Here is a 20,310-nt window from a genome sequence, read left to right as displayed (position 1 = left end):
CGCATGCCACCCTTGACCCATGCCCGAAGGTGACACGGTCTGGCAGGCCGCGAAGCGGTTGCACGGAGCCCTCGCGGGCAGCGTGCTGACCCGCAGCGACCTGCGCGTCCCCCGGTACGCCACGGTCGACCTCACCGGCCGCGCCGTCCTGGACGTCACCCCGCGCGGCAAGCACCTGCTGACCCGCATCGAGGGCGGCCTGACCCTGCACTCGCACCTGAAGATGGACGGCTCCTGGAGGGTGTACGCCCCCGGTCAGCGCTGGAGCGGCGGCCCCGCACACCAGATACGCGCGATCCTCGGCACCGCCGACCGCACGGCAGTCGGCTACCGCCTACCGGTGCTGGACCTGCTGCGCACCACCGAAGAAGAACACTTCGTCGGCCACCTCGGACCCGACCTGCTCGGCCCGGACTGGGACGGCGACCGTGCGCTGGCCAACCTGCTGCGGGACCCCGCGCGCCCGCTCGGCGAGGCCCTGCTCGACCAGCGCAATCTCGCCGGAATCGGCAACATCTACAAGAGCGAGCTGTGCTTCCTGCTGGGCGTCACCCCCTGGCTCCCGGTCGGTGCCCTGCCCGCCGAGCGCGCCGCGCAGCTGCCCGCGCTGGCCAAGAAGCTGCTGGAGGTCAACCGCGACCGCCCGGTCCGCGCCACGACGGGCCGACGGGGCCAGGACCTGTTCGTCTACGGCCGCGCGCCCCGCCCCTGTCTGCGCTGCGGCACCTCCATCCGGGTGGCCGACCAGGGCGACGGATCCCGTGAACGCCCGACGTACTGGTGTCCGAGGTGCCAGACGGGACCGGCGCCCACCCCGGCCCCGCCGGGCGGCCCCCGGTCCCGGTACCGCACGACGCCGTGAAGACCAGGCCGACCTGGTAACCGGCAAGCCCTGCGTCGGCGCGGCCCACCCGGTGCCCGGCAGGCTGTGCGTCGGCCTTCAGGGGCCGGACTCCTCGCCCGAACGGGGGTGTCCCGCAGCCGGGGTGTCCCCGCTCCTCTCGCCCGGATCCACCGCACCGGAACGCACCGCGCCCGCGCCCCACGCCTCCCGCCACCGCCCGGCACGAACCGCCCCCGCGGCCCGCCTCTTGGGCACGCAGTGCACCGGCAGCAGGCTCAGCCCCCAGCCGCCGGCCGCCACGGCGCCCTCCAGAGCCCCTGCCGCGGGGCTGAGGGCGAGCCGCAGGACGGCCCACCACCACACCGCTGCGAGGCCCGCCCCGGCCCCGCAGCGCGCTATCGCGCCCCAGCGTGCCGTCCGCCCCGCCATGCCACCACCACCTCGAGCCGGACGCCGGAAGGACGCCCCGGAGGCCGCCAGGGCGCGGGAGCGGCACACCGGGGCATCGTCGGGCCCGGCCGTCAGCTGTTCTCGGCCTGGAACATCCAGTGGTGCTTCTCGAGATCCTGCGTGATCTGGATGAAGATGTCCTGGCTGACCGGGTCGGGATCGGCGGTCGACGTCACGCGTTCCCGCATCCGGGTGATCGCCGCACCGAGCGCCTCCACCAGAGTGCGCACCGCGTCCGCGTCCTTGATCCAGCCCTCGGAGACCTGGCCGAGGCCGCTGCCGGCGGCCACCGTCGCGGCCCGGCCGTCCGGCGACACGCCCAGCGCGGACGCCCGCTCCGCGACCGTGTCCATGTGGGTGCGCGCGCTGTCGACGACCTCGTCCAGCTGGAGGTGCACGGACCTGAACCGCGGCCCGACGACGTTCCAGTGCACCTGCTTGGCGACCAGCGACAGGTCCACCAGGTCGACGAGCGCGCCCTGCAGGGCCTCGCCGACGGTCTTCAGGTCGGAGTCGGACAGGGGGCTCTTCACGACGTTCATCCACGCCTCCGTTGGTTCACCCGGTCGTCCCCTCCACCATGACGGCCCCATCCAGGACCGGCAAATGGACCAAAAGCGCCTGCGAACGCCGCGCAGCAAAGGGCGCGGGCACGCAAAAACCCCGACCGCGCTTCTCCGTTCGTTCCGGAGAAGCCCCGGCCGGGGCCACGGACAGGTGTGTCAGGCGGCGACGACATCCACCGCTTCGCTGGGCGCCTTGATGGTCACCCGTTCCGGTGGCACGCCGGTCACCGACACAGAGCCCAGCATCGGACGGACCGGTGTGCGCACAGGTTCGCTGGGAGTGACCGCAGCAGACTGCGCCAGCTCGGCGAGGGCGAGTTCGTCGCTCACTTCCCGCATGAGTTCGGACATCCGTACGTCCAGCGCGTCGCAGATGGCGGAGAGCAGCTCGGAGGAAGCCTCCTTCTGCCCCCGCTCCACCTCGGAGAGATAGCCGAGCGAGACTCGGGCGGACGAGGAGACTTCGCGCAGAGTACGGCCCTGGCGTTGGCGCTGCCGACGCAGCACGTCACCCAGCAGGCGACGGAGCAGAATCATCGGTGGCTCCCTCCTCGGACCGCGTAGCCGCATCCTTCTCGCCCCACCGTACCGCCTCGCGCCGCGGCCGTGCGGGGAGCGATGTCGTGTTCACTCAGGGCTGCAAACATCAAAACCCCCCGTTCCGTTCCGTATCCTGTGCCCGCTCATTCCCGGTCTGTTCGCCCGTAAGCTCTTTCAGAAGCAGTACGAGCACGCTCCGTACACTCTCTCTACGAATTTCCTCGCGGTCCCCGTTCAACCGCAGGGGCTCCACTTTTCCGCCACCCGCGCAACCGGAATCCCGGCCACGAGGGCCGTCCACGGCCACGAAGACCGTGCCCACGGGCTGCCCGTCCTGCGGTTCCGGACCGGCGACGCCGGTGGTCGCGATGCCCCAGTCGGCGCCCAGCGCCTTGCGCACGCCGGCCGCCATCTGGGCCGCGACCTGCGCATCCACCGCTCCGCGCTCGGCCAGCAGGGTGGCGTCGACGCCGAGCAGCTCCTGCTTGAGCGCGGTGGCGTACGCCGTCACCGAGCCGCGGAACGCCTTGGACGCCCCGGGAACCGCGGTGATCTCCGCCGCCACCAGCCCGCCGGTCAGCGACTCGGCGACTGCCAGGGACTCGCCCCTCACCGTCAGTAGTCGCACCACGTCGGTGGCCGGGAAAGTCACGCTTCCCTCTCCTCCAACGCCGACTGACGCTCGGCGATTCCCTGCCGGCGCAGCACAATGGCTTGTCTGATGTAGTCCAGACCGGTCACCACAGTCAAAACGACTGCCGCGGCCATCACCCAGAACCTCAGGGTGGCCAGCCACCCGGTGAGCGCCAGCACGTACATGCCGACTGCGACGCCCTGGGTGAGCGTCTTCAGCTTGCCGCCCCGGCTGGCCGGGATGACGCCGTAGCGAATGACCAGAAAACGCAGCAGCGTGATGCCGAGTTCCCGGCCCAGGATCACGCCCGTCACCCACCACGGCAGATCACCGAGACCGGACAGACAGATCAGCGCCGCTCCCATGATCGCCTTGTCGGCGATGGGGTCGGCGATCTTCCCGAAGTCGGTGACGAGGTTGTAGGTGCGCGCCAGATGCCCGTCGAACAGGTCGGTGATCATGGCGACGGCGAAGGCGGCCCAGGCCAGCGACCGCCACGCCGGGTCGTACCCGCCGTCGGCCAGCATGAGCGCGACGAAGCCCGGCACGAGCAGGAGCCGGAGCATGGTCAGCAGATTGGCGACGTTCCACACGCTCGCCTGGTTGACGGCGGCAGCGGCGATCTTTCCGCCGCGCGGCGGGCGGGCGCCCGCCGATGCGCCGGAGGCGTCCGAGCCGGACGGCACCGGCGCCCCCTTCGCCTGGGAGGAGCCGCCCGCGGCGGACGACGCCGGGACACCCGTCATCTGCCCGCCTCCTCAGGACACGCCAGCGGCTCGGCCACCAGGTCGACACCTTCCGTACCGACCACCTTCGCCTCGACCATACGACCGACACTCAGGCCTTCGCCGCTCGTGAGCAGCACCTGGCCGTCCGTCTCGGGCGCCTGGTGCGCCGCCCGGCCGTACACGCCCTCTTCCTCGTCGACGGACTCGACCAGGACGTGCACGGTTTCGCAGACGCGCTCCTCGGCGCGCTGGGAGACGAGTTCCTCGGCCAGCCGGGACACCCGCGCCAGTCGCTCGGCGACGACGTCCTCGTCGAGCTTGTTGTCGTAGGTCGCCGCTTCGGTGCCGTCCTCGTCGGAGTAGCCGAAGACGCCGATCGCGTCCAGCCGCGCGCCGTTCAGGAAGCGCTCCAGCTCGGCCAGGTCGGCCTCCGACTCGCCGGGGAAGCCGACGATGAAGTTGGAGCGCACGCCCGCTTCGGGGGCCTTGCTGCGGATGGTGTCGAGCAGCTCGAGGAAGCGGTCGGTGTCGCCGAAGCGGCGCATCGCGCGCAGCACGTCGGGCGCGGAGTGCTGGAAGGACAGGTCGAAGTAGGGGGCGATCTTCGGGGTCGAGGTCAGCACGTCGATCAGGCCGGGGCGCATCTCGGCCGGCTGGAGGTAGCTGACGCGCACCCGCTCGATGCCGTCGACCTCGGCCAGCTCGGGCAGCAGCGACTCCAGCAGACGGATGTCGCCGAGGTCCTTGCCGTAGGAGGTGTTGTTCTCGGAGACCAGCATGATCTCCTTCACGCCCTGCTCGGCCAGCCAGCGCGTCTCGTTCAGCACGTCGCTCGGGCGGCGCGAGATGAAGGAGCCGCGGAAGGACGGGATGGCGCAGAAGGAGCAGCGCCGGTCGCAGCCGGAGGCGAGCTTGACGGAGGCCACCGGGGAGCCGTCCAGACGCCGGCGCAGCGGGGAGCGCGGGCCGGAGGCCGGAGCGACGCCCTCGGGCAGGTCGGCCGGGCCGTGCCCGGGCAGGGCCACCGCGGCGGCCGACTCCTGGCGCTCGGCCGGGCTGATCGGCAGCAGCTTGCGCCGGTCGCGCGGGGTGTGCGCGGCGACGTGGCCGCCGCTGAGGATCGTCTGGAGCCGGCCGGAGATGTCGGCGTAGTCGTCGAAGCCGAGCACACCGTCGGCCTCGGGCAGCGCCTCGGCGAGTTCCTTGCCGTACCGCTCGGCCATGCAGCCGACGGCCACGACGGCCTGCGTTCTGCCGTGACCCTTGAGATCGTTGGCCTCCAGGAGGGCGTCCACGGAGTCCTTCTTGGCGGCGTCGACGAAGCCGCAGGTGTTCACGACGGCGACGTCGGCGTCCGAGGCGTCCTCCACGAGCTGCCAGCCGTCCGCCTCCAAACGGCCTGCGAGCTCCTCCGAGTCCACCTCGTTACGGGCGCAGCCAAGGGTGACGAGTGCGACGGTACGGCGTTCAGGCATGGGCTCAAGACTACTTCGTCCCACTGGCACCCCATGTCGAAGGGGCTGGCCGATCTTGGCCCGCCCCTTCCGTTCCGTTTCCGTGCCGTGCCCTCGCTACCCGACCTGTGGGTCGCCCTTGGTGTAGGTCAGACGCTCCACGGCGCCCGGCTGGAAGTCGTCCTCGATCTTCTTGCCGTTGACGTAGAGCTGGATCGCGCCCGCGTCACCGAGGACGAGGTTGACCTTGGCGTTGTCCTGGAAGGTCTTGGACTCGCCCTGCTTGAGCAGGCCGTCGAAGAGCAGCCGGCCGTTGTGGTCCTTGGCCGAGATCCAGCTGCGCCCGTCGGTCGCGGTGACCTGGACGGTCACCTTGTCCTGGGGCGCCGCGGCGATGGCGCTGTCGGAGGGCTCCGGCTTCTGGTCGCCGGGCTTGTTCCTGGTCGGCTTCGGCGCGGCGGGCGCGCTGGTCGAGGCCTCGGAGCCCTCGGCGACCTGCTGCCCCGCGCCGCTGTCGTCGCCGCCCTTGACGAAGGTGAATCCGACGAAACCGATCACGACGACGATCGCGGCGACCATCGCCGCGGTCCAGTTCGGCCCGCGCCGCTCGGGGCGGATGCGTTCCGCCTCGAAGAGGGGCGCCGCGGGCGTGGGCGCGGGGCGCCCGCCGTGGTCGGCGTCGTACTGGGCGATCAGGGGTTCGGGATCGAGGTGGACGGCCTTGGCCAGGGTCCGGATGTGACCGCGGGCGTAGACGTCCCCGCCGCAAGGGGCGAAGTTGTCCGCCTCGATCGCGTGCACGATCGCGATACGGACCCGGGTGGCGTTGCTGACGTCGTCGACGGTCAGTCCGGCGGCGATACGGGCCTGCTGCAGGGCACGGCCGACGGAGAGGCTGGCTTCCTCGCGACCGTCTTCGAAGGGACGCTCGTCTTCAGGGGAGTTGCCGAGGGACACGGGGGCGCCTTTCGAGCGTGTAGCCACCTGTGCTGGAGGTTCAGTCTAGGGGGGGTACGAAAGGGTGGGGCAACCGGGCGGTGGGACTTTGTACGCCATCGGAATGGCCGGACACGCCGATGACGGGCCGGGCGCGGGGCCCATGATGAAACCCCTACCCGTCCTCTCGCTCAACTTGACGTGTGTCAAAGGGAAACGGTTGCCCGGCGTTCTCTAACGGGTGAGTCACGGACCGTCCACACGGTTGAGCCGCCGGAACCACTCCCACTCGTCCGGACGAGCCCGCAGCCCCGCATTCCTCCCCGGCGAGTGAGCCGCCGGCCCCGACGTCCTGCCCGGCGGACGAGCCGCCCGACCCCGCGTCCGTCCCCGACGGGTGCACCATGGCGCCCGTTGCCCCTCCCAAGCGGATGCCCCCTCGCGGTCGACGTCGTACCCGAGGGTGAACCGCCGGGCCCCGAACCTCTCCCGCCGGATGAGCCTCCGCATCCCGAGCCCCCCGATCGGCCTACCCCTCGGACTCACCCCGGAGCACCGCCAGCACCCCGTCCAGCTCGTCCGGCTTCACCAGCACGTCCCGTGCCTTGGAGCCCTCGCTGGGGCCGACGATGTTGCGCGACTCCATCAGGTCCATCAGCCGGCCCGCCTTGGCGAAGCCGACCCGCAGCTTGCGCTGGAGCATGGACGTCGACCCGAACTGCGTGGAGACCACCAGCTCGGCCGCCTGGCACAGCAGGTCCAGGTCGTCGCCGATGTCCTCGTCGATCTCCTTCTTCTGCTTGGTCCCGACGACGACGTCGTCCCGGAAGACCGGCGCCATCTGGTCCTTGCAGTGCTGGACCACGACCGCGACCTCTTCCTCGGTCACGAACGCGCCCTGCATACGGGTCGGCTTGTTCGCGCCCATCGGCAGGAACAGCCCGTCGCCCTTGCCGATCAGCTTCTCCGCGCCCGGCTGGTCCAGGATGACGCGGCTGTCGGCCAGCGAGGAGGTGGCGAACGCCAGCCGTGAGGGCACGTTCGCCTTGATCAGGCCGGTGACGACATCGACGGACGGGCGCTGGGTGGCGAGCACCAGATGGATGCCGGCGGCGCGCGCGAGCTGTGTGATGCGCACGATCGCGTCCTCGACGTCGCGCGGCGCGACCATCATCAGGTCGGCCAGCTCGTCGACGATCACCAGCAGGTACGGGTAGGGCTGCAGCTCCCGCTCGCTGCCCTCGGGCGCCTTGACCTTGCCCTCGCGCACGGCACGGTTGAAGTCGTCGATGTGCCGGTAGCCGTACGCGGCGAGGTCGTCGTAGCGCATGTCCATCTCGCGCACGACCCACTGCAGCGCCTCGGCGGCCCGCTTGGGGTTGGTGATGATCGGCGTGATCAAGTGCGGGATGCCCTCGTACGCGGTCAGCTCGACCCGCTTGGGGTCGACGAGGATCATCCGCACGTCCTCCGGGGTCGCGCGCATCATCACCGAGGTGATCAGGCAGTTGATGCAGGACGACTTGCCGGAGCCGGTGGCGCCGGCCACCAGCATGTGCGGCATCTTCGCCAGCGAGTGCATGACGTACCCGCCCTCGACGTCCTTGCCGAAGGCGACCAGCATCGGGTCGTCGTCCTCCGCGGACTCCGCGAGGCGCAGCACGTCGCCGAGGTTGACCATCTCCCGGTCGGTGTTCGGGATCTCGATGCCGACCGCGGACTTGCCCGGGATGGGGCTGATGATCCGCACGTCCGGGCTGGCCACGGCGTAGGCGATGTTCTTGGTGAGAGCGGTGATCCGCTCGACCTTGACGGCCGGGCCCAGCTCGACCTCGTAGCGGGTGACCGTCGGGCCGCGCGTGAAGCCGGTGACGCGGGCGTCGACCTTGAACTCGGTGAAGACGGTGGTCAGCGACTCGACGATGGCGTCGTTGGCCGCGCTGCGCGCCTTGCCGGGGCCGCCGCGGGTGAGCAGGTCGAGCGAGGGCAGCGCGTAGGTGATGTCGCCGGACAGCTGGAGCTGCTCGGCGCGCGGCGGCAGGTCGCGCGGTTTGCTCGGCGGCGCCTTGGTGAGGTCGGGGACCGCGGATTTCGTCTCTTCCGCTTCCGGCGGCGGGGTGCGCTTGCCCGGCTGGGGCCGCGCGGCCGGGACGGGGGTGGACGCCGGCGCGGGGGCAGGCGTGGGGGTCGGGGTGGTGTCCTCGCGGTCGCCGATGCGCACGCCCTGGGTGAGGTCGGCGACGACCGGCGAGGGCGGCATGCCGTGCAGGACCGCGCCGTCGAGGTCGGCGGCAGCAGCGGCGGCGAAGTCCACGGCGTCCAGCTGCCGGTCCGGGGCGGGCTGCGGCACGGCGGAGCGGCGCGGGCGGCCCCGGCGCCGGGCGAGGGCCTGCTGCTCGGCGCTGTCGGGGTCGTATCCCTGAGGGGCGCTCGAGCGCCGACGGGGGCGCGCGGGCAGTGCCTCGCGCCACTGCTCGTCGTAGCGCTCGTCGTCGTCGCTGTATTCGGCGTACTCGCCGTACTCGTCGCCCACCGGGTCGGGCAGGATGCCCAGCCGCACGCCGAGCTGCCGCAGCCGCTGCGGGATCGCGTTGACCGGGGTCGCCGTGACCACCAGCAGCCCGAAGATCGTCAGCAGCACCAGCAGGGGTACGGCGAGGACCTCGGTCATGGTGTACGTCAGCGGGGTGGCCGCCGCCCAGCCGATGAGGCCGCCGGCGTCCCTTATGGCCTGCATCCCGCCACTGCGGGCGGGCGAGCCGCAGGCGATGTGGACCTGGCCGAGCACGCCGATGACCAGCGCGGACAGCCCGATCACGATCCGGCCGTTGGCGTCCTGCTGCTCGGGGTGGCGGATGAAGCGCACCGCGATCGCGCCGAGCAGCAGCGGCACCAGCAGGTCCAGCCGGCCGAACGCGCCGGTCACCAGGATCTCGACCAGGTCGCCGACCGGGCCCTTCAGGTCGGCCCAGGTGCCGGCGGCGACGATCAGCGCGATACCGAGCAGCAGCAGCGCGATGCCGTCCTTGCGGTGGGCCGGATCGAGGTTCTTCGCTCCTTGCCCTATGCCGCGGAAGACGGCGCCGACGGCGTGCGCCACGCCGAGCCAGAGCGCGCGCACGACCCGATACACGCCCCCGGTGGGGCTGGGCGCCGGTCTGGGCGCGGGCTTCTTCGCCACGGCCTTCCTGGCTGGCGCCTTCTTGGCCGGGGCCTTCTTCGCGGCGGCCTTCCTCGCCGGAGCCTTCGCGGGAGCGGCCGCCTTCTTCGCGGGCGGCTTCTTGGCTGCGGAGGGACGTGAGGCCATGGGTGTGAGGTTACCGGTGGAGACGTCAGCGGACACGTGTGCCCACTGCTTCACCCGTTCGTGTCGCCGCAGACATCGGGGAAGCCGACGTGCTTGACGGCAAGCGGAACGACCCACCTGACACCGGGGAGAACTGACGCGCGCTCATACGCAACTGGGCTTACCCGCACGCGTCGTTCGTACGCCGTGCGCGTCAGCCCTGCGGGGGCACCGGGGAGCCGCCGCTGCCGGTGCCCGGCTCCAAGGCGTCCAGGGCCCTGCGCAGCCCGGTGAGTTTGCGCTCCAGGTGGGCCGCCGTGGCGACCGCGGCCGCGTCGGCCGACTCCTCGTCCAGCTGTTTGGACAGCGCCTCCGCCTGCTCCTCGACGGCGGCGAGCCGCGCGGACAGCTCGGCGAGCAGCCCGGCCGACTCCTTGCCGGCCACACCACCCTTGCCGCCGCCCTCCAACTGCAGCCGCAGCAGCGACGCCTGCTCACGCAGCTGGCAGTTCTTCATGTACAGCTCGACGAACACGGAGACCTTGGCGCGCAGCACCCACGGGTCGAAGGGCTTGGAGATGTAGTCGACCGCGCCCGCCGCGTAGCCGCGGAAGGTGTGGTGGGGGCCGTGGTTGATCGCGGTGAGGAAGATGATCGGAATGTCCCGGGTCCGCTCCCGCCGCTTGATGTGCGCGGCCGTCTCGAACCCGTCCATGCCCGGCATCTGGACGTCCAGCAGAATGACCGCGAAGTCGTCCGTGAGCAGTGCTTTGAGTGCTTCCTCCCCGGACGATGCCCGCACCAGCGTCTGATCGAGCGCAGAGAGGATCGCCTCCAGCGCCAGCAGATTCTCCGGCCGGTCATCGACCAGGAGGATCTTGGCCTTCTGCACCATGGCCCGTCCTCCTCGCCCCGGCTTGGGGCCTCCCCTGTCCGCAGGACTTGGGGAAGCACCGGGCGCCGCCCCACTGGACGACTCCCTTGCGCCGTCCGTCCTCGTGCCGGTCATCGTAGCTGCACCCCGCCCGTCGCCACACCCTGTCACCGCGATGTCACTGTGCACGTAGCAGAAACGTAGTGGGAGACCAGAAGGTTCCCCGAATCCCGTACTTCTACACGGCCACGCGCACCCTGCGTCAGCGACTCCCGGTGAACGTCACCGATCATTCCCCGCGCATCCACTGCTCCATCACGGACAGCAGGTGATCGGGGTCCACCGGCTTGGTGACGTAGTCGGACGCGCCCGACTCGATGGCCTTCTCCCGGTCGCCCTTCATCGCCTTCGCGGTGAGCGCGATGATCGGCAGCCCGGAGAACTGCGGCATCCTGCGGATCGCCGTGGTCGTCGCGTACCCGTCCATCTCGGGCATCATGATGTCCATCAGGACGACCGCCACGTCCTCGTGCTGCTCCAGCACCTCGATGCCCTCGCGGCCGTTCTCCGCGTACAGCACCGACAGCCCGTGCTGCTCCAGGACGCTCGTCAGCGCGAAGACGTTACGGATGTCGTCGTCGACGATCAGTACTTTCTGGCCACCGAAGCGGATGCCGCGGTGCGGCTGCGACGCCCCCTCATGCTCGCTTCCCGAGGCCCCGGACGCACCGGACGCCGCCCCGGACCACTGCTCGGGCTGGGCGGCCGGGCGCTGTTCGAGCGCCGCGGACGCGGCCCGGCGGCGGCGCCGGAAGAGCGCCGCGGCACCGTTCTGGGTCTCGTGATACGACTTCACCTCGGCCGGCGTCTCGAAGTCCGGGCCAGACAGCTCCCGGGCTCCGTTGTGCGACGCCGCCCGCTCGCCGCCCCCGAGCGCCGGCGCGGCCTGCTGGTAGCCCTGCGGCGGCAGCTCACTCATGTGCAGCGGCAGGTACAGCGTGAACGTCGAACCGCGCCCCGGCTCGCTCTGCGCGTGGATCTCGCCGCCGAGCAGCTGCGCGATCTCCCGCGAGATCGACAGCCCGAGGCCCGTACCGCCGTACTTGCGGCTGGTGGTGCCGTCGGCCTGCTTGAACGCCTCGAAGATCACCCGCATCTTGCTGGCAGCGATGCCGATACCGGTGTCGGTCACCGAGAACGCGATCAGCGGCTCGTCCGGGCTGGTCAGCGAGCCGACCTCGAGCAACTGCTCGCGGATGGACTGCGGCACGTCGGCGCCGGCCGGCCGGATCACCAGCTCCACCGAACCGGAGTCGGTGAACTTCACCGCGTTCGACAGCAGGTTGCGCAGCACCTGCAGCAGCCGCTGCTCGTCGGTGTGCAGCGTGGCGGGAAGCTCCGGCGAGACCCGCACCGACAGGTCCAGGCCCTTCTCCGCGGTCAGCGGCCGGAAGGTGGCCTCCACGTAGTCCACGAGCTGCACCAGCGCGATCCGCGTGGGCGAGACGTCCATCTTGCCCGCCTCGACCTTCGACAGGTCCAGGATGTCGTTGATCAGCTGCAGCAGGTCGGAGCCGGCGCCGTGGATGGTCTCGGCGAACTCCACCTGCTTCGGCGACAGGTTGCCCTCGGCGTTGTCCGCGAGCAGCTTGGCCAGGATCAGCAGCGAGTTCAGCGGCGTACGCAGCTCGTGCGACATGTTGGCGAGGAACTCGCTCTTGTACCGCATCGACACCGCGAGCTGCTCGGCGCGCTCCTCCAGGACCTGCCGCGCCTCCTCGATCTCGGTGTTCTTCACCTCGATGTCGCGGTTCTGCCGCGCCAGCAGCTCGGCCTTCTCCTCCAGTTCGGCGTTGGACGCCTGAAGCGCCTTCTGCCGCTGCTCCAACTCCGCCGAGCGCTCGCGCAGTTGCTCGGTCAGCTCCTGCGACTGCTTCAGCAGCTGCTCGGTCTTGGTGTTGACGGAGATGGTGTTGACGCTGGTCGCGATCATCTCCGCGATCTGGTTCAGGAAGTCCTTCTGGATCTGCGTGAACGGCGTGAACGACGCCAGCTCGATCACGCCGAGCACCTTGCCCTCGAACAGCACCGGCAACACGATCACCTGCGCGGGCGGTGCCTCACCGAGCCCGGAGGAGATCTTCAGATAGCCGCTGGGCGCGTTCTCCACGAGGATCGTGCGCTTCTCCTCGGCTGCCGTGCCCACCAGCGCCTCACCGGGCCGGAACGACGTCGGCATGGAGCCCATCGAGTAGCCGTACGACCCGAGCATGCGCAGCTCGTAGTCGTCCTCGCCGCCGGAGACGTCCTTGCCCTCCATCAGCGGCATGGCGACGAAGAACGCGCCGTGCTGCGCGGAGACCACCGGGGTCAGCTCGCTCATGATCAGCGAGGCCACGTCCTCCAGGTCGCGCCGGCCCTGCATCAGCGCCGAGATGCGCGCCAGGTTGCCCTTCAGCCAGTCCTGCTCCTTGTTGGCGATCGTGGTGTCGCGCAGGTTGGCGATCATCTTGTTGATGTAGTCCTGCAGCTCCTGGATCTCGCCGGACGCGTCCACGTCGATCTTCAGGTTCAGGTCGCCGCGGGTCACCGCGGTCGCCACGCGCGCGATGGCCCGCACCTGCCGGGTGAGGTTTCCTGCCATCTCGTTCACGGACTCGGTCAGGTCGCGCCAGGTGCCGTCGACGTCACGCACGCGTGCCTGGCCGCCGAGCTGCCCCTCGGTGCCCACCTCGCGGGCCACGCGCGTGACCTCCTCGGCGAAGCTGGAGAGCTGGTCGACCATCGTGTTGATCGTCGTCTTCAGCTCGAGGATCTCGCCGCGGGCGTCGATGTCGATCTTCTTGCTCAGATCACCCTTGGCGATCGCGGTGGTGACCAGGGCGATGTTGCGCACCTGACCGGTCAGGTTGGACGCCATCTGGTTCACCGACTCGGTGAGGTCCTTCCACGTGCCGGCCACACCCGGTACGTGCGCCTGGCCGCCCAGGATGCCGTCCGTGCCCACCTCACGGGCCACCTTGGTGACCTGCTCGGCGAACGAACTCAGCGTCTTCACCATCGTGTTGATGGTGTCGGCGAGCTGCGCGACCTCACCGCGCGCCTCGATGGTCACCTGACGCGTCAGGTCACCGTTGGCGACCGCCGCCGACACCTGGGAGATGTTGCGCACCTGGGTGGTCAGGTTCTTCGCCATCAGGTTGACGTTGTCGCTGAGGTCCTTCCAGATGCCCGTCACACCCGGCACGTGCGCCTGGCCGCCCAGGATGCCCTCGGTACCCACCTCGCGGGCCACCCGGGTCACCTGCTCGGCGAACGACGACAGCTGGTCCACCATCGTGTTGACGGTCGTCACCAGCTCGAGGATCTCGCCCTTGGCGTCGACGGTGATCTTCTTCGACAGGTCACCCTTGGCGACGGCGGTGGTGACCTCGGCGATGGACCGCACCTGAAGGGTCAGGTTGTTGGCCATGCCGTTCACGGACTGCGTGAGGTCCTTCCAGGTACCGGAGACGCCCTGCACCTCCGCCTGGCCGCCGAGGATGCCCTCGGTACCCACCTCGCGGGCCACGCGGGTGACCTCCTGGGCGAACGACGACAGCTGGTCGACCATCGTGTTCAGGGTGTTCTTCAGCTCCAGGATCTCCCCGCGCGCGTCCACGGTGATCTTCTGGGAGAGGTCACCGCGCGCCACCGCCGTGGCCACCTGCGCGATGTTGCGCACCTGGGCGGTGAGGTTTCCTGCCATTCCGTTCACGGAATCGGTCAGATCCCGCCACACGCCGGCCACGCCGGGCACCTGCGCCTGACCGCCCAGGCGTCCGTCGGTGCCCACCTCACGGGCCACCCGGGTCACCTGGTCGGCGAAGGCGGACAGCTGGTCGACCATCGTGTTGATGGTGTTCTTCAGCTCCAGGATCTCGCCGCGCGCGTCCACGTCGATCTTCTGCGACAGGTCACCGCGCGCCACCGCCGTCGTCACCTGGGCGATCTGCCGCACCTGCGAGGTGAGGTTGCCGGCCATGAAGTTGACGGAGTCGGTCAGCTCCTTCCAGGTGCCGGAGACGCCGTCCACGCGGGCCTGACCGCCGAGCCGGCCCTCGGTGCCCACGTCCCGCGCCATACGCGTCACCTGGTCGGCGAACGACGACAGCTGGTCCACCATCGTGTTCACGGTGTTCTTCAGCTGGAGCATCTCGCCGGAGACGTCCACGGTGACCTTCTGCGACAGATCACCGTTGGCCACCGCCGTCGTCACCTGGGCGATGTTGCGCACCTGCCCGGTCAGGTTGCGGAACGCGGTGTTCACCGAGTCCGTCAGGTCCTTCCAGGTCCCCGCCGCCCCCGGCACCTGCGCCTGACCGCCCAGTTCACCCTCGACACCGATCTCCCGCGCCACGCGCGTGACCTCGGCACCGAACGCCTGCAGCTGGTCCACCATCCCGTTGACGGTGTTCTTCAGCTCCAGCATCTCGCCGGCCACGTCCACGGTGACCTTCTGCGACAGATCACCGTTGGCCACCGCCGTCGTCACGGCCGCGATGTCCCGCACCTGCGTCGTCAGGTTCCTGAAGACGGTGTTGACGGAGTCCGTCAGGTCCTTCCACGTGCCCGCCGCGCCCGGCACGTTCGCCTGCCCGCCGAGCCGCCCTTCGGCACCGACCTCGTTGGCCACGCGCGTGACCTCGTCGGCGAAGATCCGCAGCGTCTCGGTCATCTGGTTGATCGTGTCGGCGAGCTGCGCGACCTCACCGCGCGCCGGAACCGTCACCTTCCGCGACAGATCACCGCTGGCGACCGCCGTGGTCACCTCGGAGATCCCGCGCACCTGGGCAGTGAGGTTTCCTGCCATCGTGTTGACGGAGTCGGTCAGCTCCTTCCACACCCCGTCCACGCCGGGCACCTGCGCCTGACCGCCCAGGATGCCCTCGGTGCCCACCTCACGCGCGACCCGCGTCACCTCCGAGGAGAACGCGGAGAGCTGGTCGACCATCGTGTTGACGGTGTTCTTCAGCTCCAGCATCTCGCCGGCCACGTGCACGGTCACCTTGCGTGACAGATCACCCTTGGCGACCGCCGTCGTCACCAGGGCGATGTCCCGCACCTGCGCGGTGAGCCGGGACGCCATCGTGTTGACCGAGTCCGTCAGGTCCTTCCAGGAGCCCGACAGGCCACGCACGCGTGCCTGTCCGCCGAGCTTGCCCTCGGTGCCCACCTCGCTGGCCACCCGCGTGACCTCGTCGGTGAACGTCGACAGCTGATCGACAAGGTTGTTGACAGTCCGCGAGACCTTCAGGAACTCCCCGCGCAGCGGATGCCCGGGCCCTTCCGGCGCCTGGGTGCGCAGCTCCATGCGGGGCGACAGATCGCCCTCCGCCACCGCCGACAGCACCCGGCTGACCTCGGAGACGGGCCGTACGAGATCGTCGACCAGGTCGTTGGAGGCGTCGATGGCGGCCGCCCAGGAGCCTTCGCAGGCCCCCGTCTCCAGCCGTTCCGTGAGTTTTCCCTCACGCCCCACCATGCGCCGCACCCGCGACAGCTCACCCGTCAGATGCAGATTGCGGTCGGCCACCTCGTTGAACACGGCCGCGATCTCCGACATCACGCCGTCCCCGGACACCGTGAGCCGCTTGCGGAAGTTCCCGTCCCGCATGGACACCAGAGCCGCCAGGAGCCGGTTCAGGGCAGCTGTGTCCACCACGGTCGTCCCGCCCCGCGATGGGCGCTGGTTCTTCGCGCGCGTCTTCGTGCCCCGCGTCGCTGCGCCAGACTCCACTGTGTCCCTCCCGCAGGGATCGACCGTTACTGCCGTGCTCGTAGTGCCCCGGTCCCGCCGCTCCGGCGTACCAGGTGCCACCGGGTGTGTCAGCCTGTTGCCGGCAGACCACACGAACGGGCTGCTGCCCGCTCCGGCCGGACGACACTCGGCCTGCCCGGACCTTCACCGGGAGCCTGCCCAGTGTTTCACCCTCGCCGAACCAGGCCATAACAGTTCGGCAGCTTCGCACATCGTCCGCACACCCTCCGGACGGAAACACTGCTGACCGGCATCCGCATGGACGGGGAAGGTAAGTACCCTTGCATGCGGCTGTCCAGCCGCACCGATCCGTCCGGCCTGGGCGGTGGCACGAGTACGAGCGGGCATCGGAGGGGCGGCCGCAGACATGACCACCGGACTGATCCCGGGGGCACAACCCCCGGAACCCCGGCCGACGAGCGCGCGCCCGCCACACCAGCGGAGCGAGCCCGACCGCGGGGCAGCCCAGCACGTCGACGACCGGCCGAGGAGTTTCGTGATCACCGCGCGCGCGGCTGCCAGCTTCGAGCCCGTCGGGCGATCGGTCGCGACCGCCCGCTCCTTCGTCCGCGACACCCTCCAGGGCTGGGGATTCGCGGACATCGTGGACGACGCGGTCGTCCTGACCAGCGAACTGGTGACCAACGCCGTGGTCCACGCCGGCACCCACGCCGACGTGCTGTGCCTGCGCACGGAGAACGGCGTCCGCATCGAGGTGTCCGACCGCTACCCCGAGCGGGAGATCCCCGTCCAGAGCGCCGCCGTCAACATGGGCAGCCCCGATCGCGAGGGCGGCCGCGGGCTCCAGCTGTGCGCGGCGCTGGCCGGCCGCTGGGGCGTGGAGTACTCGCCCACCCACAAGAACGTCTGGTTCCAGCTCGACCTGCCCGCGCGCCCCGTCGGCACCCGCACCGCCGGCCCCGCCCTGCCGGCCGAGCTGCTGCCCGTCGCCGACGGCCGCATCCGCGTCGCCGTCGTCCAGATCGACCGCGGCGGCGCGATCAGCACCTGGAACGAGGACGCCGAGGAACTCTTCGGGTACGCCGCCGACCAGGTCACCGGCAAGCCCCTCACCGACCTCGCCGCCTGGCCGCAGACCCCCGGCACCAGCACCGGCATCGCCGAGGCCCTCCGGCTCTCCCGCTGGGAGGGCAGCTACGGCATCCGCTGCGCCGACGGCCGCGTCACCCCCGTCTACGCCTCCCACCTGCGCATCCGCGACACCTCCGGCGAGCCCTCCACGATCTGCCTCCTGGTCCGCGACCACGAACGCGCCGTACTGCAGACGCCTTCGCGCGCCCCCGCCACGGACACGGCCACATCCGCCGACGGCCAGAGCAACGACCCGTTCGACGCCTTCATCGGCTCCCCCGCGCCCGACGACCTCGACGGCCTCCTCCAGCGCACCGTCGAACGCGCCCGCGACATGCTCGACGGCGACTCCGCCTTCCTGCTGCTCGCCACCGACGACGAGACCGAGCTGGAGGTCCGCGCCTCCACCGGGCTGCCCTCCGCCCGCCAGCGCTTCGCGCGCGTGCCCGTGGAGGCCGGTCCCGGCCGCTACGGCTCCGCCCGCATGCCGGCCGTCCACGAGGACCTCACGGCCGTCCCCGGCGCCGTTCCCCTGCTGAACGGCACCGGCATGCGCTCCGTCGTCACCGTCCCGCTCAAGGTCGAGGGCCGCCTCACCGGCTCCCTCGGCGTCGCCGCCGAGGCCCCGGGCCGCTACTCCAACGAAGAGGCGCTGCGGCTGCAGTTCGCCGCCGACCGCATCGCGCTGGCCGTCGAGTCGGCCCGCCTGGGCGAGCTGGAACGCCTGCGCCGCGGCTCGCTGAGCTTCCTGGTCGAGGCCTCCGACCTCCTCGCCGGCACCCTGGACCGCGACCAGACCCTCGCCCTCATGGCCCAGATGACGGTCCCGACGCTGGCCACCTGGTGCGCGGTCTACACGATCGCCGACCAGGCCTCCGAGCCCTATCTGTCGTACGTCCTGCACGAGGACGAGGAACTCATCGACGGCATCAAGTCGTTGCTGTCGAAGATCGCCCCGCCGGACCCGGTGCCCACCCCCGGCGCGCGCGTCTGGACGACCCCCGGCGAGACCGCCCACCAGGCGGCCCTGCGGAGCTCCATGCGCAGCCTCGGCCTGACCGGCGGCCCCATCCGTCAGATTGCCTCCGGCATGGGCCCCACGCTCGCCGTCGCCTCCGCGCTCGGCGGCGAGACGGTCGTGCTGCCGCTGGTCGCCCGCAACCGCGTCATCGGCATGCTCACCCTGGGCAAGCCCACCGACGAGCACTTCCGCCAGGAAATCCTGGAACTGGCCGAGGACTTGAGCCGCCGGGCCGCCCTGGCCCTGGACAACGCCCGCCTGTACTCGGAGCGCACCGCCATCAGCCAGTCCCTCCAGCGCAGCCTCCTGCCGCCGGAGCTGCCGCACATCGACGGCGTCGAGGTCGAGGTCATCTACCGCGCGGCCGGCGAAGGCAACGAGGTCGGCGGCGACTTCTACGACCTGTTCCCGATCAGCGACGGCGCCTACGGCTTCGCCATCGGCGACGTCTGCGGCACCGGCCCGAACGCCGCCGCCGTCACCGGCCTCGCCCGGCACGCCCTGCGCCTGCTGGCCCGCGAGGGGCTGAGCGGCCCGGCCGTCCTGGAGCGCCTGAACTCCGCGATCCTCGACGAGGGCGCCCGCAGCCGCTTCCTGACCCTCCTGTACGGCGAGATGCGCCCGCAGGAGGACGGCAGCGCCGAACTGAAGGTGGTCTGCGCCGGCCACCCGCTCCCGCTGCGCCTGCGTCAGGACGGCACGGTGGCGGCGGCCGCCGAACCCCAGCCGCTGCTGGGCGTCATGGAGGACCTGGAGCTGTACGAGCAGACGGTCACGCTGGACCCGGGTGACGTCCTGCTCTGCGTCACGGACGGCGTCACGGAACGCCGCGAGGGCACCCGCATGCTGGGCGACGACGGTCTCGCCGACGTCCTGACCACCTGCACGGGCCTGACCGCCGGCGCGGTCGCCGCACGCATCATGCGAGCGGTGGAGCGCTTTGCCTCGGACGCCCCGTCGGACGACATGGCCATCCTGGCGATGCGCGTGCCGGAACCGCACAAGGACTGAACGTGGAGTGAACACGAAAAAGCCCCCCGCCCAATGGGCGGGGGGCTTTTCTCATGGAGCCCCCAAACGGAATCGAACCGTTGACCTTCTCCTTACCATGGAGACGCTCTGCCGACTGAGCTATAGGGGCTTGTCACTTTTTCGAGGTTTCCCTCGCGGCAACGGAAAGAATCATACCCTGATCGAGCCGGGATTCCCAAACTCGTTCAGAGGGCCGGAGCAAGCAGCCCGCCGAGCGCATTACAGGCACCCACAATGCGCTGCATGTCCCGTTTCGTGAGTCCGCCGTCGACCGGCAGCGCAAGCGTCTCGTCGGCGGCCCGTTCGGTCACCGGCAAGGACACGCACCGCCGGAACTCCGGCAGCCGGTGCACCGGCGTCTTCACGGGCACCCGGCAGTCAACGCCTTTGGCCTGCACGGCCCGGGCGAAGGCGTCGCGATCGGGTCGCCCGTTGCCCGGCACCCGCACGACGTACTGCTGGTAGGTGTGCCCGTCACCGCCGTCGGGGATCAGCACCCCCCGCAGCCGGGCATCGAGATAGGCTGCCCGCTCGCGCCGCTGCGCGACCTCGTCGTACGGCGCCTCCGACTCCGCCTGTTCCAGCACGAGCAGCCCGTGCCGCTGCCCGAGCGCACGCAGCGACCCGAGCTCGGCCACCCGCCCGAAGCGGTGTACGACAACGACGGCTGCTGTCCGCGGAGTCAGGGCCGCTTCGACCGCGGCCGTGTCCAGGCAGTACGTCACCGGGTCTATGTCGGCGAACACCGGCAGCGCGCCGGCCAGGGTCACCGCACCGGCGACCTCCGCGTTCCCGAAGGCCGGCACGACGACCTCGTCACCGACGCCTATGCCGGCGGCCCTGAGCATTGCAGCAGCACCCATGCCACCGATGCTCGATGCGGAACCTGAACCTCAAGTGACGGCAAGCAAAAAAGGGTTGGACCCGGAACCGAAGTTCGGGGTCCAACCCTTTGAATGATTGTTCGGCGGCGTCCTACTCTCCCACAGGGTCCCCCCTGCAGTACCATCGGCGCTGTAAGGCTTAGCTTCCGGGTTCGAAATGTAACCGGGC

General features: G+C 70.5%; 13 protein-coding genes, 1 tRNA gene and 1 rRNA gene. 2 read left to right on the top strand and 13 right to left on the bottom strand.

Translation table 11 applies throughout. The features are described from left to right. Positions 1–19: 19 nt before the first annotated feature. Positions 20–862 carry an Fpg/Nei family DNA glycosylase gene (locus ACF1GV_RS41240; RefSeq protein ID WP_391692113.1) on the top strand — a complete coding sequence of 281 codons (843 nt, stop codon included), beginning with the start codon at positions 20–22 and terminating at the stop codon, positions 860–862. Between the two features lie 78 nt (positions 863–940). Here ACF1GV_RS41240 and ACF1GV_RS41235 read toward each other — a convergent pair whose 3' ends face one another. The 10 genes from ACF1GV_RS41235 to ACF1GV_RS41190 form a co-directional block, all read right to left on the bottom strand. Next, the gene (locus tag ACF1GV_RS41235; protein ID WP_391692111.1) at positions 941–1,273 is read right to left on the bottom strand and encodes a hypothetical protein; all 333 of its coding nucleotides are present in this window, start codon (positions 1,271–1,273) and stop codon (positions 941–943) included. A 92-nt stretch (positions 1,274–1,365) separates the two neighbouring features. Next, a complete protein-coding gene (locus ACF1GV_RS41230) occupies positions 1,366–1,836 on the bottom strand; it encodes a Dps family protein (protein ID WP_391692109.1) in 471 nt (156 codons plus the stop codon). Positions 1,837–2,016: 180 nt separating this feature from the next. Next, positions 2,017–2,397: a helix-turn-helix domain-containing protein gene (locus ACF1GV_RS41225; RefSeq protein ID WP_391692107.1), complete on the bottom strand. Its 381-nt coding sequence runs from the start codon at positions 2,395–2,397 to the stop codon at positions 2,017–2,019. Between the two features lie 109 nt (positions 2,398–2,506). Next, positions 2,507–3,052, bottom strand: a complete 546-nt coding sequence (locus ACF1GV_RS41220) for a CinA family protein (RefSeq protein WP_391692105.1) — start codon at positions 3,050–3,052, stop codon at positions 2,507–2,509. Then, the gene (gene pgsA / locus ACF1GV_RS41215; protein ID WP_363266300.1) at positions 3,049–3,780 is read right to left on the bottom strand and encodes a CDP-diacylglycerol--glycerol-3-phosphate 3-phosphatidyltransferase; all 732 of its coding nucleotides are present in this window, start codon (positions 3,778–3,780) and stop codon (positions 3,049–3,051) included. Before pgsA ends, ACF1GV_RS41220 begins: the two co-directional genes overlap by 4 nt. Beyond that, positions 3,777–5,237 (bottom strand): 30S ribosomal protein S12 methylthiotransferase RimO, encoded by a 1,461-nt coding sequence (rimO, locus tag ACF1GV_RS41210; RefSeq protein WP_391692103.1) that lies wholly within the window; start codon positions 5,235–5,237, stop codon positions 3,777–3,779. The genes pgsA and rimO overlap by 4 nt, the downstream gene beginning before the upstream one ends. A 96-nt stretch (positions 5,238–5,333) precedes the next feature. Further along, complete coding sequence (locus tag ACF1GV_RS41205; protein ID WP_391692101.1) at positions 5,334–6,173, bottom strand: helix-turn-helix domain-containing protein; 840 nt, start codon at positions 6,171–6,173, stop codon at positions 5,334–5,336. 508 nt (positions 6,174–6,681) lie between these two features. Next, positions 6,682–9,459 carry a DNA translocase FtsK gene (locus ACF1GV_RS41200; RefSeq protein ID WP_391692099.1) on the bottom strand — a complete coding sequence of 926 codons (2,778 nt, stop codon included), beginning with the start codon at positions 9,457–9,459 and terminating at the stop codon, positions 6,682–6,684. 193 nt (positions 9,460–9,652) lie between these two features. Beyond that, positions 9,653–10,333, bottom strand: a complete 681-nt coding sequence (locus ACF1GV_RS41195) for a two-component system response regulator (protein ID WP_391692097.1) — start codon at positions 10,331–10,333, stop codon at positions 9,653–9,655. Positions 10,334–10,601: 268 nt separating this feature from the next. Next, positions 10,602–16,091 carry a HAMP domain-containing protein gene (locus ACF1GV_RS41190; protein WP_391692095.1) on the bottom strand — a complete coding sequence of 1,830 codons (5,490 nt, stop codon included), beginning with the start codon at positions 16,089–16,091 and terminating at the stop codon, positions 10,602–10,604. Positions 16,092–16,479: 388 nt separating this feature from the next. On the opposite strand from ACF1GV_RS41190, the gene ACF1GV_RS41185 reads away from it, so the two are divergent. Continuing rightward, positions 16,480–19,236: a SpoIIE family protein phosphatase gene (locus ACF1GV_RS41185; RefSeq protein WP_391692093.1), complete on the top strand. Its 2,757-nt coding sequence runs from the start codon at positions 16,480–16,482 to the stop codon at positions 19,234–19,236. Between the two features lie 54 nt (positions 19,237–19,290). On the opposite strand, the gene ACF1GV_RS41180 is transcribed toward ACF1GV_RS41185, so the two are convergent. The 3 genes from ACF1GV_RS41180 to rrf all read right to left on the bottom strand — a co-directional run. Beyond that, positions 19,291–19,366: transfer RNA gene (locus ACF1GV_RS41180), tRNA-Thr, on the bottom strand. Between the two features lie 76 nt (positions 19,367–19,442). After that, positions 19,443–20,105, bottom strand: coding sequence for a DegT/DnrJ/EryC1/StrS family aminotransferase (locus ACF1GV_RS41175; RefSeq protein ID WP_391692123.1), 663 nt, complete (start codon positions 20,103–20,105; stop codon positions 19,443–19,445). A gap of 114 nt (positions 20,106–20,219) precedes the next feature. Next, positions 20,220–20,310, bottom strand: a 5S ribosomal RNA gene (gene rrf, locus ACF1GV_RS41170); the annotation flags it as partial.

This window comes from Streptomyces sp. NPDC014006 (assembly GCF_043088925.1).
Classification (GTDB): Bacteria; Actinomycetota; Actinomycetes; order Streptomycetales; family Streptomycetaceae; genus Streptomyces.
The sequence above is the reverse complement of the archived record's forward strand: the minus strand, read 5'-3'. Positions and strand labels throughout refer to the sequence as shown.

What these genes read in the sequence shown, in the direction of transcription:
- ACF1GV_RS41240 (WP_391692113.1), top strand. Translation starts at nt 20, where the DNA reads ATGCCCGAAGGTGACACGGTCTGGCAGGCCGCGAAGCGGTTGCACGGA.
- ACF1GV_RS41235 (WP_391692111.1), bottom strand. Translation starts at nt 1,273, where the DNA reads ATGGCGGGGCGGACGGCACGCTGGGGCGCGATAGCGCGCTGCGGGGCC.
- ACF1GV_RS41230 (WP_391692109.1), bottom strand. Translation starts at nt 1,836, where the DNA reads ATGAACGTCGTGAAGAGCCCCCTGTCCGACTCCGACCTGAAGACCGTC.
- ACF1GV_RS41225 (WP_391692107.1), bottom strand. Translation starts at nt 2,397, where the DNA reads ATGATTCTGCTCCGTCGCCTGCTGGGTGACGTGCTGCGTCGGCAGCGC.
- pgsA (WP_363266300.1), bottom strand. Translation starts at nt 3,780, where the DNA reads ATGACGGGTGTCCCGGCGTCGTCCGCCGCGGGCGGCTCCTCCCAGGCG.
- rimO (WP_391692103.1), bottom strand. Translation starts at nt 5,237, where the DNA reads ATGCCTGAACGCCGTACCGTCGCACTCGTCACCCTTGGCTGCGCCCGT.
- ACF1GV_RS41200 (WP_391692099.1), bottom strand. Translation starts at nt 9,459, where the DNA reads ATGGCCTCACGTCCCTCCGCAGCCAAGAAGCCGCCCGCGAAGAAGGCG.
- ACF1GV_RS41195 (WP_391692097.1), bottom strand. Translation starts at nt 10,333, where the DNA reads ATGGTGCAGAAGGCCAAGATCCTCCTGGTCGATGACCGGCCGGAGAAT.
- ACF1GV_RS41185 (WP_391692093.1), top strand. Translation starts at nt 16,480, where the DNA reads ATGACCACCGGACTGATCCCGGGGGCACAACCCCCGGAACCCCGGCCG.
- ACF1GV_RS41175 (WP_391692123.1), bottom strand. Translation starts at nt 20,105, where the DNA reads ATGCTCAGGGCCGCCGGCATAGGCGTCGGTGACGAGGTCGTCGTGCCG.